This is a genomic window from Streptococcus cristatus (assembly GCF_019685515.1).
GTDB lineage: Bacteria > Bacillota > Bacilli > Lactobacillales > Streptococcaceae > Streptococcus.
This window is the reverse complement of the sequence record NZ_JABFFN010000001.1, coordinates 1,296,522-1,312,411: the sequence shown is the minus strand read 5'-3', so window position 1 is coordinate 1,312,411 and position 15,890 is coordinate 1,296,522. Positions and strand designations below refer to the sequence as shown.

Annotated in this window: 17 protein-coding genes; 15 read left to right on the top strand and 2 right to left on the bottom strand. The window is 43.8% G+C overall.

Translation table 11 applies throughout. The annotated features are described in order from the left end of the window. The first annotated feature begins 95 nt into the window (after positions 1-95). From FOA33_RS06290 to FOA33_RS06265, 6 genes are all read left to right on the top strand, one after another. Positions 96-2,432 (top strand): cation-translocating P-type ATPase, encoded by a 2,337-nt coding sequence (locus FOA33_RS06290; protein ID WP_221161018.1) that lies wholly within the window; start codon positions 96-98, stop codon positions 2,430-2,432. A gap of 101 nt (positions 2,433-2,533) precedes the next feature. Beyond that, entirely contained in the window at positions 2,534-3,211 is a 678-nt protein-coding gene (locus FOA33_RS06285; RefSeq protein ID WP_221161017.1) for a tRNA (adenine(22)-N(1))-methyltransferase, read from the top strand. Continuing rightward, complete coding sequence (locus FOA33_RS06280) at positions 3,198-3,995, top strand: Nif3-like dinuclear metal center hexameric protein (RefSeq protein WP_221161016.1); 798 nt, start codon at positions 3,198-3,200, stop codon at positions 3,993-3,995. Before FOA33_RS06285 ends, FOA33_RS06280 begins: the two co-directional genes overlap by 14 nt. A 16-nt stretch (positions 3,996-4,011) precedes the next feature. After that, positions 4,012-5,115, top strand: a complete 1,104-nt coding sequence (locus tag FOA33_RS06275) for an NAD(P)/FAD-dependent oxidoreductase (RefSeq protein ID WP_221161015.1) — start codon at positions 4,012-4,014, stop codon at positions 5,113-5,115. 311 nt (positions 5,116-5,426) lie between these two features. Then, on the top strand, positions 5,427-6,446 hold the full coding sequence (gene galE / locus FOA33_RS06270) for a UDP-glucose 4-epimerase GalE (RefSeq protein WP_096422563.1): 1,020 nt from the start codon (positions 5,427-5,429) through the stop codon (positions 6,444-6,446). A gap of 1 nt (position 6,447) precedes the next feature. Next, positions 6,448-7,413: a glycosyltransferase family 2 protein gene (locus FOA33_RS06265; protein ID WP_259664480.1), complete on the top strand. Its 966-nt coding sequence runs from the start codon at positions 6,448-6,450 to the stop codon at positions 7,411-7,413. An 82-nt stretch (positions 7,414-7,495) separates the two neighbouring features. Here the strand turns inward: FOA33_RS06265 and FOA33_RS06260 are convergent, their stop codons facing one another. Then, entirely contained in the window at positions 7,496-7,699 is a 204-nt protein-coding gene (locus FOA33_RS06260; protein WP_165442223.1) for a ferredoxin, read from the bottom strand. Between the two features lie 45 nt (positions 7,700-7,744). Between FOA33_RS06260 and FOA33_RS06255 the strand changes: the two genes are divergently transcribed. The 9 genes from FOA33_RS06255 to whiA all read left to right on the top strand — a co-directional run bounded on the left by FOA33_RS06255 (position 7,745) and on the right by whiA (position 14,804). Further along, entirely contained in the window at positions 7,745-8,251 is a 507-nt protein-coding gene (locus tag FOA33_RS06255; protein ID WP_001040924.1) for an SAG1386/EF1546 family surface-associated protein, read from the top strand. A gap of 9 nt (positions 8,252-8,260) precedes the next feature. Further along, positions 8,261-8,935, top strand: coding sequence for a (d)CMP kinase (gene cmk, locus FOA33_RS06250; protein ID WP_033584442.1), 675 nt, complete (start codon positions 8,261-8,263; stop codon positions 8,933-8,935). Between the two features lie 118 nt (positions 8,936-9,053). Next, complete coding sequence (locus FOA33_RS06245) at positions 9,054-9,560, top strand: dihydrofolate reductase (RefSeq protein ID WP_220107168.1); 507 nt, start codon at positions 9,054-9,056, stop codon at positions 9,558-9,560. A 201-nt stretch (positions 9,561-9,761) separates the two neighbouring features. Further along, positions 9,762-10,994, top strand: a complete 1,233-nt coding sequence (clpX, locus tag FOA33_RS06240) for an ATP-dependent Clp protease ATP-binding subunit ClpX (protein WP_009755265.1) — start codon at positions 9,762-9,764, stop codon at positions 10,992-10,994. 8 nt (positions 10,995-11,002) lie between these two features. Further along, a complete protein-coding gene (yihA, locus tag FOA33_RS06235) occupies positions 11,003-11,590 on the top strand; it encodes a ribosome biogenesis GTP-binding protein YihA/YsxC (protein WP_221161013.1) in 588 nt (195 codons plus the stop codon). 9 nt (positions 11,591-11,599) lie between these two features. Then, positions 11,600-11,980: a RidA family protein gene (locus tag FOA33_RS06230; protein ID WP_221161012.1), complete on the top strand. Its 381-nt coding sequence runs from the start codon at positions 11,600-11,602 to the stop codon at positions 11,978-11,980. Positions 11,981-12,031: 51 nt separating this feature from the next. After that, a complete protein-coding gene (gene rapZ, locus FOA33_RS06225) occupies positions 12,032-12,922 on the top strand; it encodes an RNase adapter RapZ (protein ID WP_221161011.1) in 891 nt (296 codons plus the stop codon). Further along, positions 12,919-13,896, top strand: coding sequence for a YvcK family protein (locus FOA33_RS06220; RefSeq protein ID WP_001231059.1), 978 nt, complete (start codon positions 12,919-12,921; stop codon positions 13,894-13,896). Before rapZ ends, FOA33_RS06220 begins: the two co-directional genes overlap by 4 nt. Further along, the gene (gene whiA, locus FOA33_RS06215) at positions 13,893-14,804 is read left to right on the top strand and encodes a DNA-binding protein WhiA (protein ID WP_221161010.1); all 912 of its coding nucleotides are present in this window, start codon (positions 13,893-13,895) and stop codon (positions 14,802-14,804) included. Before FOA33_RS06220 ends, whiA begins: the two co-directional genes overlap by 4 nt. Before the next feature lie 31 nt (positions 14,805-14,835). Here whiA and FOA33_RS06210 read toward each other — a convergent pair whose 3' ends face one another. Next, on the bottom strand, positions 14,836-15,804 hold the full coding sequence (locus tag FOA33_RS06210) for an NAD(P)/FAD-dependent oxidoreductase (protein ID WP_221161009.1): 969 nt from the start codon (positions 15,802-15,804) through the stop codon (positions 14,836-14,838). Positions 15,805-15,890: the final 86 nt, after the last annotated feature.

The following is a 15,890-nucleotide window of genomic DNA, read 5'->3' as shown; positions in this document are numbered from 1 at the left end:
CTTATCAAAAGACTACTGGCAAACTTTTTCAGTTATCAGCCAACAGTTTTAGATGGGATTAGAATTCTTTTAAAAAAAATGATATGATAGAATTTATGGATAAAAATAAGATTATGGGATTAACCCAAAGAGAAGTCAAGGAAAGACAGGCTCAAGGTTTGGTCAATGACTTTACCGCTTCAGCCAGTACCAGTACTTGGCAAATCTTTAAACGAAATGTTTTTACACTTTTTAACGCATTAAACTTTGTTATTGCCCTAGCTCTAGTTTTTGTGCAGGCTTGGAGCAATCTGGTCTTCTTTGCCGTTATCAGTTTTAATGCTTTTTCTGGGATTGTGACCGAGCTGCGAGCTAAACACATGGTGGACAAGCTCAATCTTATGACCAAGGAAAAGGTCAAAACCATTCGTGATGGTCAAGAAGTCGCTCTCGATCCAGAAGAGTTGGTGCTAGGAGATGTCATTCGTTTGTCTGCTGGGGAGCAGATTCCTAGTGATGCCTTGGTTCTGGAAGGATTTGCGGAAGTCAATGAAGCCATGTTGACGGGTGAGAGTGATTTGGTGCAAAAAGAAGTGGATGCTCTGCTTTTATCAGGGAGTTTCCTAGCCAGTGGCGCAGTTTTGGCTCAAGTTCACCATGTCGGGGCAGACAACTATGCTGCCAAACTCATGCTGGAAGCTAAGACAGTGAAACCGATCAACTCCCGTATCATGAAATCGCTGGACAAGCTAGCTGGTTTTACTGGGAAGATTATCATTCCCTTTGGTCTAGCTCTCTTGCTAGAAGCTTTGATGTTAAAAGGATTGCCTCTCAAGTCATCCGTTGTAAATTCATCGACAGCCCTTTTGGGGATGTTGCCTAAGGGAATTGCCCTTTTGACCATTACCTCACTCTTGACTGCGGTGATCAAGCTGGGCTTGAAAAAGGTCTTGGTGCAGGAGATGTACTCTGTAGAGACCTTGGCACGAGTGGATATGCTCTGTTTGGACAAGACGGGAACCATCACCCAAGGAAAGATGCAGGTGGAGGCAGTTCTTCCGCTGACGGAAACTTATGGTGAAGAGGCTATTGCCAGCATTTTGACTAGCTATATCGCTCATAGTGAGGATAAAAATCCAACAGCTCGAGCCATTCGCCAGCGTTTTGTGGGAGAAGTTGCTTATCCTATGATTTCCAATCTGCCTTTCTCTAGTGACCGCAAGTGGGGAGCTATGGAGTTGGAAGGTTTGGGAACTGTTTTTTTAGGAGCGCCTGAGATGTTGCTGGACACTGAAGTACCAGAAGCCAGAGAGGCCTTGGAGAGAGGTTCTCGTGTCTTGGTCTTGGCTCTCAGTCAGGAAAAACTAGATCATCACAAACCACAGAAACCATCTGATATTCAGGCTCTAGCCTTGCTGGAAATCTTGGACCCCATTCGAGAAGGAGCAGCTGAGACGCTGGACTATCTCCGTTCCCAGGAAGTGGGCCTCAAGATTATCTCTGGTGACAATCCAGTTACGGTTTCCAGCATTGCCCAGAAGGCTGGCTTTGTGGATTATCGCAGCTATGTAGATTGTTCAAAAATCACGGATGAGGAATTGATTGCTGTAGCTGAGGAAACAGCCATTTTCGGACGTGTTTCACCTCATCAAAAGAAACTCATCATCCAAACCCTGAAAAAAGCGGGTCATACAACAGCTATGACAGGGGACGGTGTCAATGATATTCTGGCCCTTCGTGAAGCAGATTGTTCTATCGTTATGGCTGAAGGAGATCCTGCGACTCGTCAGATTGCCAATCTGGTTCTCTTGAACTCTGACTTTAATGATGTTCCTGAGATTCTCTTTGAAGGTCGTCGTGTGGTCAATAACATCGCCCACATCGCACCGATTTTCTTGATTAAGACCATCTATTCCTTCTTGCTTGCGGTGATTTGTATTGCTAGTGTTTTACTAGGGCGGTCTGAGTGGATTTTGATTTTCCCTTTCATTCCAATCCAGATTACCATGATCGACCAATTCGTGGAAGGTTTCCCGCCATTTGTTCTGACTTTTGAGCGAAATATCAAGCCTGTCGAACCAAACTTCCTCAGAAGATCCATGCTTCGCGCCCTACCAAGTGCACTTATGGTCGTCTTCAGCGTTCTCTTTGTGAAAATATTTGGAGCGAGTCAAGGTTGGTCTGAGTTAGAAATCTCAACTCTCCTCTATTATCTCCTTGGGTCTATCGGTTTCTTATCCGTATTTAGAGCCTGCATGCCATTTACCCTCTGGCGTGTCCTCTTGATTGTCTGGTCAGTAGGAGGCTTCCTAGCCACAGCACTCTTCCCAAGGATCCAAAAACTACTTGAAATTTCGACACTTACAGGACAAACATTCCCTGTTTACCTTGTCATGATGGCTGTCTTTACTGTGATTTTCATTCTAACCAGTCGCTATCAAGCTAGAAAATAAAGAAAGACTGCAATCTGTGGATTGCGGTCTTTTTAGGTGCAAGATTGCTAGCCGAAATATGGTATAATAAAAGGTAATAGAGTTTTGGAAAGTGAGAGAAGATGATTTCAAAGAGATTAGAATTGGTGGCGTCCTTTGTGCCACAGGGAGCCGTTTTACTAGATGTGGGGAGTGACCATGCTTATCTGCCAATCGAGTTAGTTGAGAGAGACCAAATCAAAAGCGCCATTGCAGGTGAGGTGGTGGAAGGACCCTATCAGTCTGCAGTCAAAAATGTTGAAAGTCATGGCCTAAAGGAGAAAATCCAGGTTCGTTTAGCCAATGGCTTGGCAGCCTTTGAAGAGACTGACCAAGTGTCAGTCATCACCATTGCAGGTATGGGTGGTCGTTTGATTGCTACCATATTGCAAGAAGGTTTGGAAAAGCTGGCTAATGTAGAGCGTTTAATCCTCCAGCCCAATAATCGTGAAGACGACTTGCGTATCTGGTTGCAAGATAACGATTTTCAGATTGTGGCAGAAAGCATCCTAGAAGAAGCAGGCAAGTTTTATGAAATTCTAGTTGTGGAAGCAGGACAAATGAAGTTATCTGCCAGTGATGTTCGCTTTGGACCCTTCTTGTCCAAAGAAGTCAGTCCAGTCTTTGTCCAAAAATGGCAAAAAGAAGCAGCTAAGCTAGAATTTGCCCTTAACCAAATCCCAGAAAAAAATATGGAGGAACGTCAAATTTTATCAGATAAAATTCAAGCCATCAAGGAGGTGCTCCATGTTAGCAAGTGAAGTGATTAAACGTTATGAAGACTTTTGTCCTCAGGAATTTTCCATGGAGGGAGACAGTCGTGGCCTGCAAATCGGTACTTTAGACAAGGATATCCAAAGAGTCATGATTGCCCTCGATATTCGTGAAGAGACGGTGGCAGAGGCCATTGAAAAGGGAGTTGACTTGATAATCGCCAAGCACGCGCCGATTTTTCGTCCTATCAAAGATCTGGTAGCTAGCCGTCCGCAAAATCAGATTTACATCGACCTGATCAAGCATGACATCGCAGTTTATGTCAGCCATACCAATATCGACATTGTTGAGAATGGTCTCAATGACTGGTTCTGCCAGATGCTAGGTATCAAGGAGACGACTTATCTTCAGGAAACAGGTCCAGAACGTGGAATTGGGCGGATTGGAAATATTCAAACTCAGACATTTGGGGAGTTGGCCCAGCATGTCAAACAAGTCTTTGGTCTAGATAGCCTTCGAATGGTACATTATCAAGAGATTGATTTGAAAAAGCCTATTTCAAGAGTGGCTATCTGTGGCGGAAGTGGCCAATCTTTCTATAAGGATGCTTTGGCTAAGGGAGCAGATGTCTATATCACTGGGGATATCTACTACCACACAGCTCAGGATATGTTGTCAGATGGCTTGCTGGCATTGGATCCAGGCCACTATATTGAAGTTCTCTTTGTGGAAAGAATCGCAGCACTCCTTACTCAATGGAAGGCAGAAAAGGGCTGGACTATTGATATTTTGCCTAGTCAGGCATCGACTAATCCTTTCCACCATATCTAGTTAGAAGGTGAAGACAATGAAAAAAGTTGCCATTATTGGAGCAGGGATTGTGGGAGCAACAGCTGCCTACTATCTCTCAAAAGAAAGCGACCTAGAGGTGACCGTTTTTGACCATAGTCAAGGTCAGGCAACCAAGGCTGCAGCAGGAATTATCAGTCCTTGGTTTTCAAAACGCCGCAATAAAGCTTGGTACAAGATGGCACGCTTGGGGGCTGACTTTTATATGGATTTGTTGGCTGATTTAGAAAAGTCTGGCCAGGAAATCGACTTTTACCAACGCTCAGGAGTTTTTCTCTTGAAAAAGGATGAATCCAAGCTTGAAGAACTCTATCAACTAGCCCTTCAGCGTAGGGAAGTATCTCCCTTGATAGGCCAGTTAGCTATTCTGGACCAAGCGTCTGCAAATGAATTATTCCCTTGCTTGCAGGGATTTGACCACCTGCTCTATGCTTCTGGTGGAGCGAGAGTCGATGGCCACCTCTTAGTGACTCGTTTGCTAGAAGCCAGTCAGGTAAAGCTGGTCAAAGAAAAAGTGAGTCTGACGCCTTTAGCATCCGGCTATCAGATTGGCGAAGAGGTGTTTGAACAGGTTATTTTAGCGACGGGAGCTTGGTTTGGGGACGTTTTGGAGCCTTTAGGATATGAAGTAGATGTTCGTCCCCAAAAGGGGCAACTCCGAGATTATCAGATTTCCAAAGACATGGAAGCTTACCCTGTTGTCATGCCAGAAGGGGAGTGGGATTTGATTCCTTTTACAGGTGGAAAATTGTCCTTAGGCGCTACTCATGAAAATGATATGGGATTTGATTTGACAGTAGATGAAACCTTGCTCCAACAAATGGAGGAGGCAGCCTTACCTCACTATCCAGCCTTAGCTAAAGCAACTTCCAGAGCTGAGCGTGTGGGAATCCGTGCCTATACCAGTGATTTCTCCCCTTTCTTTGGACAGGTGCCAGGCTTAGCAGGTGTCTATGCGGCTAGTGGTCTAGGTTCATCAGGCCTCACGACCGGCCCTATCATTGGTTACCATTTAGCTCAACTGATCCAAGACAAGGAATTGACTCTGGACCCAGTAAACTATCCAATTGCAAACTATGTCAAACGAGTAAAAAGCGAATAATACTCAATGAAAATCAAAGAGCAAACTAGGAAGCTAGCCACAGGCTGCTCAAAGCATGGCTTTGAGGTTGTAGATCGAACTGATGAAGTCAGCTCAAAACACTGTTTTGAGATTGTGGATCGAACTGATGAAGTCAGTAACCATACCAATCCACGGCAAGGTGAAGCTGACGTTGTTTGAAGAGATTTTCGAAGAGTAGAAGAGTATAAGCATTTTACTGAAATTTTAGTCTCCCCTCTAGGATGGCAAATGACATTCCCTATCAAAAATGGTAAAATAAGAAAAAATAATTCGAGAATCGAGGAAAAAAGATGCAAGAAAAAATTTTGGTAACGGGTGGTGCTGGTTTTATCGGGACCCACACTGTTATTGAGTTGATCCAAGCAGGTCATCAAGTGGTTGTAGTGGATAATCTTGTCAACAGCAATCGTAAAAGTATAGAAGTTGTTGAGAGGATTACAGGGGTTGAAGTGCCTTTCTATGAGGCAGATATCCGTGATACAGATACTCTCAGAGATATTTTCAAGCAGGAAGAACCGACTGGTGTGATTCACTTTGCGGGCTTGAAGGCTGTTGGCGAATCAACCCGTATCCCTCTTGCCTACTATGACAACAATATCGCTGGAACTCTTAGTCTTTTAAAAGTTATGGAAGAAGCAAACTGTAAGAATATCATCTTCAGTTCTTCTGCGACAGTATATGGAGATCCTCACACAGTTCCAATCTTAGAAGATTTCCCACTTTCAGTGACCAATCCGTATGGTCGTACCAAACTCATGCTAGAAGAAATCTTGACTGATATCTACAAAGCAGACTCAGAATGGAATGTGGTCTTGCTTCGTTACTTTAACCCAATCGGAGCGCATGAAAGTGGAGACTTGGGAGAAAATCCTAATGGAATTCCAAACAATCTCTTACCATATGTGACTCAGGTAGCTGTTGGAAAATTAGAGCAAGTGCAAGTCTTCGGAGACGATTACGATACGGAAGATGGAACTGGTGTTCGTGACTATATCCACGTTGTCGATTTGGCTAAAGGTCACGTTGCAGCTCTTCAAAAAATCCAAAAAGGGTCTGGCCTTAACATTTATAACCTTGGAACAGGCAAAGGCTACTCTGTTCTTGAAATTATTCAAAATATGGAAAAAGCAGTGGGACATCCAATTCCTTACCGCATCGTAGAACGCCGCCCAGGAGACATCGCTGCCTGCTATTCAGATCCTGCAAAAGCCAAAGCAGAACTCGGATGGGAAGCAGAATTTGATATCACGAAAATGTGTGAAGACGCATGGCGTTGGCAAAGTAAGCATCCAAATGGATTTGAAGACTAGGATGATGATTTCGATCATTGTCCCCTGTTTAAATGAAGAGGAAGTACTTCCTCTTTTTTATCAGTCTGTTGAAGGTTTTCTTCCTGACTTTGGAGCAGAGGTCGAGTATGTCTTTATAGACGATGGCTCAAGCGATGGGACCTTAGAGCTTTTGAAGGCTTATCGGGAGCAAAATCCTGCGGTGCATTATATCTCGTTCTCGCGAAATTTTGGGAAAGAGGCAGCTCTGTACGCAGGTTTACAGCATGCGACTGGAGACCTGGTGGTCGTGATGGATGCAGACCTCCAGGACCCCCCCAGTATGCTACTTGAGATGAAAGCCTTACTAGACCAAAATGCAGACTTGGACTGTGTTGGGACACGGAGAACTAGTCGGGAGGGAGAACCCTTCTTTCGCAGTTTCTGTGCTGATCTTTTTTACCGCCTCATGCAAAAAATTAGCCCAGTGGCTCTGCCCTCAGGCGTCCGTGATTTCCGGATGATGAGAAGGTATGTGGTAGATGCTATTTTAACCCTGACCGAGTCCAATCGGTTCTCTAAAGGGCTCTTTGCCTGGGTGGGCTTTAAAACGCACTATCTTGATTATCCAAACGTTGAACGACAGGCTGGCAAGACCAGTTGGAGTTTTAGACAGCTCTTTTTCTACTCGATTGAAGGGATTCTCAATTTTTCAGATTTCCCCTTGAGTATAGCCTTTGTAGCTGGACTTCTATCTTGTTTTATTTCTTTTATGATGACTGTTTTTGTAGTGTTTCGGACTCTTATCTTGGGAAATCCAACATCTGGCTGGACCTCTCTGATGGCTGTCATTCTCTTTCTTGGGGGGATTCAACTTCTGACTATTGGGATTCTGGGCAAGTATATCAGTAAGATTTACCTGGAAACCAAAAAAAGACCACTCTACCTCATCAAAGAAAAAAGTGATCTTTCTATTTTTGAAGGAAAAAATAACCGGAAAAGACTATAATTTTACCTAGAAATATGCTAAACTAGTAGGTGAAGGGATTAAAGTGATAAAGAGAATCTACAAAATCAATCTCCCTTTTAAACTATGATGGATCTTTTAGAAGTGCACGTGTAGGACAATTTTTGATGGCCTCCAGAACATCTCTGGTCTCAGCGATTTCTCTTTGCAATTCAACTGGATCATCGCAAAATCGAACGATTCCATTATCATGGTAATCAAAGAGTTCAGAATAGGTTTGGCAAAGCCCGCAGGCGATGCACCGTTCAGGTATAAGTGTGAGTTTCATATTTATATTGTAATAAGAAAGTTTAAAAAATACAAGGAGTAAGGTATGGCAAAGGAACCATGGCAAGAAGATATCTATGAAAATAGTGAGGAAGAATCAAGATCAGAGCGTCGTCGCCGTAAACAAAAAGGAAAAGGCGCTGTTGCGAATCGTGTCTTAACAGTTCTAGCTAGCCTCTTCTTTGTGATCGTTGTAGCGATGGTAGTTGTATTGATTTACTTATCAACCGGAGGAAGCAATCGTACTTCATCTTTGAAGGACTTCTATGATACATCGTCTCCTTCTACAAGTTCAAGTTCTAAAGTAGAAGCATCGTCATCTTCAAGTAGCAAGGTAGAAGAAACATCTTCTTCTGAAACAACTCCTTCAGAGAGCAGTTCAGAAGAACACACAGAAGGAGAGGGAACACTCACTGTGCATCCTGGAGAGGGTGAGGCAGCTCTTGCTCAGCGTGCAGGGATTTCCATTGCCCAGTTGGAAGCGTTAAATCCTTCTCATATGTCATCTGGATCTTGGTTTGCCAATCCAGGTGATGTGATCAAGACAAGATAGGAGTCGGGAATGAAGACAATTCAAATTGCTATTGATGGTCCAGCTTCCAGTGGTAAGAGTACGGTTGCAAAGATTGTCGCTAAAGATTTTGGGTATACTTATCTTGATACGGGCGCTATGTACCGTGCTGCGACTTATATAGCTCTCAAAAACCAGTTGGATGCAGGAAAAGTAGAGCAACTTTTGGAATTGCTTGATCAACATCCCATTAGTTTTGGACGTTCAGAAACAGGTGATCAACTTGTTTTTGTAGGGGATGTGGATATCACTCATCCTATCCGTGAAAATGAAGTGACCAACAAGGTTTCAAGCATTGCTGCCATTCCTGAAGTGCGTGAGAAACTGGTTTCGCTCCAGCAAGAGATTGCTCAGCAAGGTGGCATCGTCATGGATGGGCGTGATATAGGGACAGTTGTTTTACCACGAGCTGAACTTAAGATTTTCCTAGTAGCTTCTGTTGAAGAAAGAGCAGAGCGTCGTTACAAGGAAAATATTGCTAAAGGGATTGAAACTGACTTGGAAACTTTGAAAGAGGAAATTGCGGCACGTGACTACAAAGATAGTCATCGTGAAACCTCGCCTCTCAAACAGGCTGAGGATGCAGTTTACCTCGACACAACTGGACTAAGTATCCAAGAAGTGGTCGAAAAAATTGAATCAGAAGCAAAAAAATATATGTCCTAGGGACGAGAGGAGCAGGCTAAATGAAGCCTGCTCCTTTTCTCTCTTTTGCGCGCGTTTCAAAACAGTCTTTTTGGGAGAATTTTGATAAAATAGTAATATCAATAAAAAGGACGGAAGCATGACAAAGAAAATCATAGCCATTTGGGCCCAGGATGAAAAAGGTGTGATTGGGAAGGAAAATCGTCTCCCTTGGCATTTGCCGGCAGAGTTGCAACATTTTAAGGAAACAACTTTAAATCATGCTATACTGATGGGGCGAGTGACCTTTGATGGCATGGGACGTCGTCTGCTTCCAAAACGGCAAACCCTGATTTTAACGCGCAATAGCGAAGAAGTCATAGATGGGGCGCTCGTATTTCAAGATGTGGAGTCTGTTTTAGCGTGGTATCAGAGTCAGGAAAAAAATCTCTATATCATCGGCGGAAAGCAGATTTTTCAGGCTTTTGAGCCGTATTTAGATGAAATTATCGTGACACAGATTCATGCTCAGGTGGAGGGAGATACCTATTTTCCTGAGGAGTTTGACTTGTCACGTTTTGAGACAGTCTCAAGCAAATCTTACACCCGAGATGAGAAAAATGACTATGATTTTACCATCGAATACCGAGATAGAAAGGAAGTCTAATGGAGCGCAGTATATTTGGATTTTTCACAGCTTTTTTGTGTGTAATCTGTATTTTGACTGGAGCACAGGCTTTTCGTAAGAAGCGCTATGGACTGTCTGCCTTACTCTGGTTGAATGCCTTTACCAATTTGGTAAACAGTATTCATGCTTTTTACATGAACTTATTTTAGATAGAATGATAAATTAGAATGGAAGGAAATCATGCCTACAAATAGGAAAAATGATATGATGGTTTATTGCTCATTTTGTGGCAAAAGCCAAGAAGAAGTAAAGAAAATAATCGCTGGGAACAACGCTTTTATCTGTAATGAATGTGTGGAGTTGGCCCAGGAAATCATTCGGGAGGAGTTGGCCGAAGAAGTTTTGGCAGACTTGTCTGAAGTGCCAAAACCAATCGAGCTCCTCAATATCTTGAACCACTATGTGATTGGTCAGGATCGTGCCAAACGTGCCTTGGCAGTGGCTGTATACAATCACTATAAACGCATCAATTTCCACGATACGCGTGAAGAGTCAGAAGATGTGGATTTGCAGAAGTCAAACATCTTGATGATTGGCCCAACTGGTTCTGGGAAAACCTTCCTTGCTCAGACCTTGGCTAAGAGCTTGAACGTGCCTTTTGCTATTGCAGATGCGACAGCTCTGACTGAGGCTGGGTATGTGGGTGAGGACGTTGAAAATATCCTCCTCAAACTCTTGCAGGCTGCTGACTTTAACATCGAACGTGCAGAGCGTGGGATTATCTACGTGGATGAAATTGACAAGATTGCCAAGAAGAGCGAGAACGTGTCTATCACACGTGACGTTTCGGGTGAAGGGGTACAACAAGCCCTTCTCAAGATTATCGAGGGAACTGTTGCTAGTGTGCCACCTCAAGGTGGACGCAAACATCCACAACAAGAGATGATTCAGGTAGATACCAAGAACATCCTCTTCATTGTGGGTGGTGCCTTTGATGGCATCGAAGAAATCGTCAAACAACGTCTGGGGGAAAAAGTCATCGGTTTTGGCCAAAATAACAAGGCGATTGATGAAAATAGCTCCTACATGCAAGAAATCATCGCAGAAGACATTCAAAAATTCGGGATTATCCCTGAGTTGATTGGACGCTTGCCTGTCTTTGCTGCTCTTGAACAATTGACGGCCGATGACTTGGTTCGCATCTTGAAAGAACCAAGAAATGCCTTGGTCAAACAATACCAAACCTTGCTTTCTTATGATGATGTTGAATTGGAATTTGACGATGAAGCCCTTCAAGAAATCGCTAATAAAGCCATCGAACGCAAAACTGGTGCGCGTGGTCTTCGATCAATCATCGAAGAAACCATGCTAGACGTTATGTTTGAAGTACCGAGTCAGGAAAATGTGAAATTGGTCCGCATCACGAAAGAAGCTGTTGATGGAACGGATAAACCGATCCTGGAAACAGCCTAGAGGTGACTATGGAAATCAATACACACAATGCTGAAATCTTGCTCAGTGCGGCCAATAAATCTCATTATCCGCAGGATGACCTGCCAGAGATTGCCCTTGCAGGGCGTTCAAATGTTGGCAAGTCTAGCTTTATCAACACCATGCTCAACCGCAAAAATCTTGCCCGTACATCAGGGAAACCTGGGAAAACCCAGCTGCTCAACTTCTTTAACATTGATGACAAGATGCGCTTTGTGGATGTACCTGGTTATGGTTATGCCCGTGTTTCCAAAAAGGAACGTGAAAAGTGGGGCCGCATGATTGAGGAGTACCTCACAACTCGGGAAAATCTCCGTGCCGTGGTCAGTTTGGTGGACCTCCGCCACGACCCGTCATCAGATGATGTGCAGATGTACGAATTTCTCAAGTATTATGAGATTCCGGTTATCATCGTTGCGACCAAGGCGGACAAGATTCCTCGTGGTAAATGGAACAAGCATGAATCAGCAATCAAAAAGAAATTAAACTTTGACCCAAGTGACGACTTCATTCTCTTTTCATCTGTCAGCAAGGCAGGGATGGATCAGGCTTGGGATGCAATATTAGAAAAATTGTGAGGAAAAGAAATGGCAAAAACAATTCATACAGACAAGGCTCCAAAGGCTATCGGACCTTATGTTCAAGGGAAAATCGTTGGCAATCTTTTGTTTGCTAGCGGTCAAGTTCCTCTATCTCCTGAAACTGGAGAAATTGTAGGAGAAACGATCCAAGAACAGACCGAACAAGTTTTGAAAAATATCGGTGCTATTTTGGCTGAAGCAGGAACAGACTTTGACCATGTTGTCAAAACAACTTGCTTCTTGAGCGATATGAACGACTTTGTTTCTTTTAACGAGGTTTACCAGACTGCCTTTAAAGAGGAATTTCCAGCTCGTTCAGCTGTAGAGGTTTCACGTCTTCCTCGTGATGTAAAAGTCGAAATTGAAGTGATCGCAGAGATTGGATAAGCTAGTTGAAGTTTGGCTCTGCCAAACTTTTTTTGATATAAGGAGAGATAGATGACAAAGAAACAACTTCACCTGGTGATTGTGACAGGGATGAGTGGCGCAGGGAAAACCGTAGCCATTCAGTCCTTCGAGGATTTGGGCTATTTTACGATTGACAATATGCCACCAGCCCTCTTGCCAAAGTTTTTGCAGTTGGTAGAGACCAAGGATGATGACCACAAACTGGCCTTGGTTGTGGACATGCGGAGCCGTTCCTTCTTTTCAGAGATTCAGGCAGTTTTGGATGAATTGGAAAACCAAGATGATTTGGATTTCAAAATTCTCTTTTTGGATGCAAAAGATAAGGAATTGGTGGCCCGTTACAAGGAAACCAGACGGAGTCACCCTCTAGCAGCGGATGGTCGGATTTTGGACGGCATCAAGCTGGAGCGCGAGCTCTTGGCACCTTTGAAAAACATGAGCCAAAATGTGGTGGATACGACAGAACTTACTCCGCGTGAACTTCGTAAAACCATTGCTGAGCAATTTTCAGACCAAGAACAGGCCCAGTCTTTCCGTATCGAAGTCATGTCTTTTGGATTCAAGTATGGTATTCCTATCGATGCAGACTTGGTCTTTGATGTCCGTTTCTTGCCAAATCCATACTACCTTCCGGAACTCCGCAATCAGACAGGTGAGGATCAAGCAGTTTATGACTATGTGATGCATCATGAAGAGTCTGAAAGTTTCTATCAGCACTTACTCGCCTTGATTGAGCCCATTTTGCCAAGTTACAAAAAAGAAGGCAAGTCTGTTTTAACTATCGCAGTAGGATGTACAGGTGGACAGCACCGTAGTGTGGCCTTTGCCAAACGAATTGCTGAGGACCTTGCTAAAAACTGGCCTGTCAATGAAAGCCATCGTGACAAAGACAGAAGAAAGGAAACGGTAAACCGTTCATGAGAAAACCAAAGATAACGGTAATTGGTGGAGGAACAGGTATCCCCGTCATTTTGAAAAGCTTGCGAGAAAAGGATGTTGATATCGCAGCCATCGTAACGGTAGCTGATGATGGTGGCTCTTCTGGTGAACTAAGAAAGAATATCCAACAGCTGACACCACCAGGAGATCTTCGCAATGTCCTGGTAGCCATGTCGGATATGCCTAAATTTTATGAGAAAGTTTTTCAGTACCGCTTCTCAGAAGAGGCTGGAGCTTTTGCAGGTCATCCGCTAGGAAATATTATCATTGCTGGCCTATCTGAAATGCAAGGGTCCACTTATAATGCCATGCAGCTGCTAAGTCTCTTTTTCCACACAACAGGAAAAATTTACCCATCAAGCGATCAGCCTCTGACACTGCATGCAGTTTTTAAAGACGGTTCTGAGGTGGCAGGTGAGAGCCACATTGCAGATCATCCAGGCATGATCGACCATGTCTATGTGACCAATACCTTGGATGATGAAACACCGCAAGCCAGCCGTCGAGTAGTCAATACCATTCTCGAGAGTGACATGATCGTCTTGGGACCTGGTTCCCTCTTTACATCGATTTTGCCCAATATTGTCATTGAGGAGATTGGGCAGGCTCTACTGGAGACTAAGGCAGAGATCGCCTATGTCTGCAATATCATGACCCAGCGTGGGGAAACAGAGCACTTTTCAGACAGTGACCACGTGGAAGTCCTCCATCGACACTTAGGTCGGCCTTTTATTGATACGGTCTTGGTTAATATCGAAAAGGTTCCTAGAGAATACATGGATACCAACCGTTTTGATGAATATTTGGTTCAGGTAGAGCATGATTTTGCTGGTCTTTGCAAGCAGGTCCCTCGTGTGATTTCATCCAACTTCCTTCGTTTGGAAAATGGAGGGGCCTTCCATGATGGCGATTTGATTGTAGACGAATTGATGCGCATTATACAGGTGAGAAAATGAGTTTCACAGTAGCAGTAAAAGAAGAAATTCTTGGTCAACACCATCTCAGTCGTTATGAACTATCGGCCATTATCAAGATGTCTGGTAGCATCGGTCTCTCGACTTCTGGCCTGACCTTGTCTGTTGTGACTGAAAATGCCAAGTTGGCTCGTCACCTTTATGAGTCCTTTCTCCATTTTTATGACATCAAATCAGAGATTCGTCACCATCAGAGAAGCAATCTTCGTAAGAACCGAGTTTACACTGTCTATACCGATGAGAGAGTGCAGGAGCTTTTAGCTAATTTGCGGCTTGCGGATTCCTTCTTTGGTTTGGAGACAGGTATTGATCCTGATATTCTAGCAGATGAAGAAGCTGGACGTGCTTACTTATGTGGGGCCTTTCTGGCAAATGGCAGCATCCGAGATCCTGAGTCTGGCAAGTACCAGTTGGAGATCAGTTCCGTTTATCTGGACCACGCCCAAGGACTAGCCTCTCTCCTCCAGCAATTTTTACTGGATGCCAAGGTTATTGAGCGAAAGAAAGGTGCAGTTACCTATCTCCAGCGTGCAGAGGACATCATGGATTTCTTGATCGTGATTGGGGCCATGCAAGCGCGTGATAATTTTGAGCGCGTCAAGATTTTGCGTGAAACCCGTAATGATCTCAATCGAGCCAATAACGCTGAAACAGCCAATATCGCTCGAACGGTTTCTGCTAGTATGAAGACTATCAACAATATCAGTAAAATCAAAGATAGAATGGGTTTGGAAAATTTACCCGTGGATTTGCAAGAGGTGGCTCAGTTGCGAATTCAGCATCCAGACTACTCCATCCAGCAGTTGGCAGATAGCCTGAGCAATCCCCTGACTAAAAGTGGTGTCAACCACAGACTTAGAAAAATAAACAAGATCGCAGATGAATTATAAAACCACGAATCGTTGATCCGTGGTTCTTTTCTTATAAACTGGTCGAGTGTTTTGGTTGCACTTTTTGTTCTGGGTCGATGTAGTTGATGGCATTGTTAACAGCTGTTGGAGCTTCACCCAGTCCTGTAGCGATTAAATCAATCTTACCTTCATAGTAGCAGCAGTCCCCAATGGCGTAGATACCTGCTTGGCTGGATTCTTGCTTGCTATTGACGATAATCTTGTGACGGTTGAGGTCCAGACCCCAGTTTTTAAGATTTCCGACAGATGATTTGAAACCATAGTTGACAAAGAGGTGGTCTACTTCGATAGTTTCGGTTTCATCTGATTTGACTTTGGTGATTTCTAGTTTGTCGAGTGTTTTGCCATCTCCAAGGAGTTGGCTAGGGACGAACGGTGTCTTGATGGTCACAGATGATTCTTGCAAGGCTTGCACACTATGTTCCAAGGCGCGGAAATTATCTCGACGGTGAACAAGAGTAGTTGGGGCAATCTTTTCAAAAGCTAGAGCCCAGTCAACTGCTGAGTCCCCTCCACCAAGGATGGTCACTTTTTTCCCAGCGTATTGCTGGATGTTGGCAACGTGGTAGTGGATATTTTCATAGCTCTCAACACCTTCTAATTCTAGTGGACGTGGTTTAAAGGCGCCACCACCCATGGCAATGATGACTGTTTTTGTCAGGTGGCTTCCTTTGTTAGTTTGAATTGTAAAACCTTGATCTTGTTTCTCGATTTCAAGAACAGTTTCGTTGAGGTGAACAGGCGTTTCAAAGCAGTTTAGCTGTTCAATCAAGCGATTGGTCAACTCTTCTCCAGTAAGGTTTGGGAAACCTGGCACGTCAAGGATTTGCTTCTCAGGATAGAGGATGGCAGGCTGGCCACCTAGCTGGGGAAGGGAGTCAATGATTTGGACTTTGGCTTGGCGTAGGTGGGCGTAAAAGGCAGCAAAGAGTCCGACTGGACCGCCACCTACAATGGTAATATCATAGAGTTGAGACATGATTTCTCCTTCGTTTTTTCTAATCAGTTTATTTTATCATATTTTTGCTTAATTTAAAATGAGGTAGGATAGGGAAAAAATGGGCA

Bases quoted from the DNA above. Each gene is read 5' to 3' on its own strand.
- FOA33_RS06290 (WP_221161018.1), top strand. From the start codon at position 96: ATGGATAAAAATAAGATTATGGGATTAACCCAAAGAGAAGTCAAGGAA.
- FOA33_RS06285 (WP_221161017.1), top strand. From the start codon at position 2,534: ATGATTTCAAAGAGATTAGAATTGGTGGCGTCCTTTGTGCCACAGGGA.
- FOA33_RS06280 (WP_221161016.1), top strand. From the start codon at position 3,198: ATGTTAGCAAGTGAAGTGATTAAACGTTATGAAGACTTTTGTCCTCAG.
- FOA33_RS06275 (WP_221161015.1), top strand. From the start codon at position 4,012: ATGAAAAAAGTTGCCATTATTGGAGCAGGGATTGTGGGAGCAACAGCT.
- galE (WP_096422563.1), top strand. From the start codon at position 5,427: ATGCAAGAAAAAATTTTGGTAACGGGTGGTGCTGGTTTTATCGGGACC.
- FOA33_RS06265 (WP_259664480.1), top strand. From the start codon at position 6,448: ATGATGATTTCGATCATTGTCCCCTGTTTAAATGAAGAGGAAGTACTT.
- FOA33_RS06260 (WP_165442223.1), bottom strand. From the start codon at position 7,699: ATGAAACTCACACTTATACCTGAACGGTGCATCGCCTGCGGGCTTTGC.
- FOA33_RS06255 (WP_001040924.1), top strand. From the start codon at position 7,745: ATGGCAAAGGAACCATGGCAAGAAGATATCTATGAAAATAGTGAGGAA.
- cmk (WP_033584442.1), top strand. From the start codon at position 8,261: ATGAAGACAATTCAAATTGCTATTGATGGTCCAGCTTCCAGTGGTAAG.
- FOA33_RS06245 (WP_220107168.1), top strand. From the start codon at position 9,054: ATGACAAAGAAAATCATAGCCATTTGGGCCCAGGATGAAAAAGGTGTG.
- clpX (WP_009755265.1), top strand. From the start codon at position 9,762: ATGCCTACAAATAGGAAAAATGATATGATGGTTTATTGCTCATTTTGT.
- yihA (WP_221161013.1), top strand. From the start codon at position 11,003: ATGGAAATCAATACACACAATGCTGAAATCTTGCTCAGTGCGGCCAAT.
- FOA33_RS06230 (WP_221161012.1), top strand. From the start codon at position 11,600: ATGGCAAAAACAATTCATACAGACAAGGCTCCAAAGGCTATCGGACCT.
- rapZ (WP_221161011.1), top strand. From the start codon at position 12,032: ATGACAAAGAAACAACTTCACCTGGTGATTGTGACAGGGATGAGTGGC.
- FOA33_RS06220 (WP_001231059.1), top strand. From the start codon at position 12,919: ATGAGAAAACCAAAGATAACGGTAATTGGTGGAGGAACAGGTATCCCC.
- whiA (WP_221161010.1), top strand. From the start codon at position 13,893: ATGAGTTTCACAGTAGCAGTAAAAGAAGAAATTCTTGGTCAACACCAT.
- FOA33_RS06210 (WP_221161009.1), bottom strand. From the start codon at position 15,804: ATGTCTCAACTCTATGATATTACCATTGTAGGTGGCGGTCCAGTCGGA.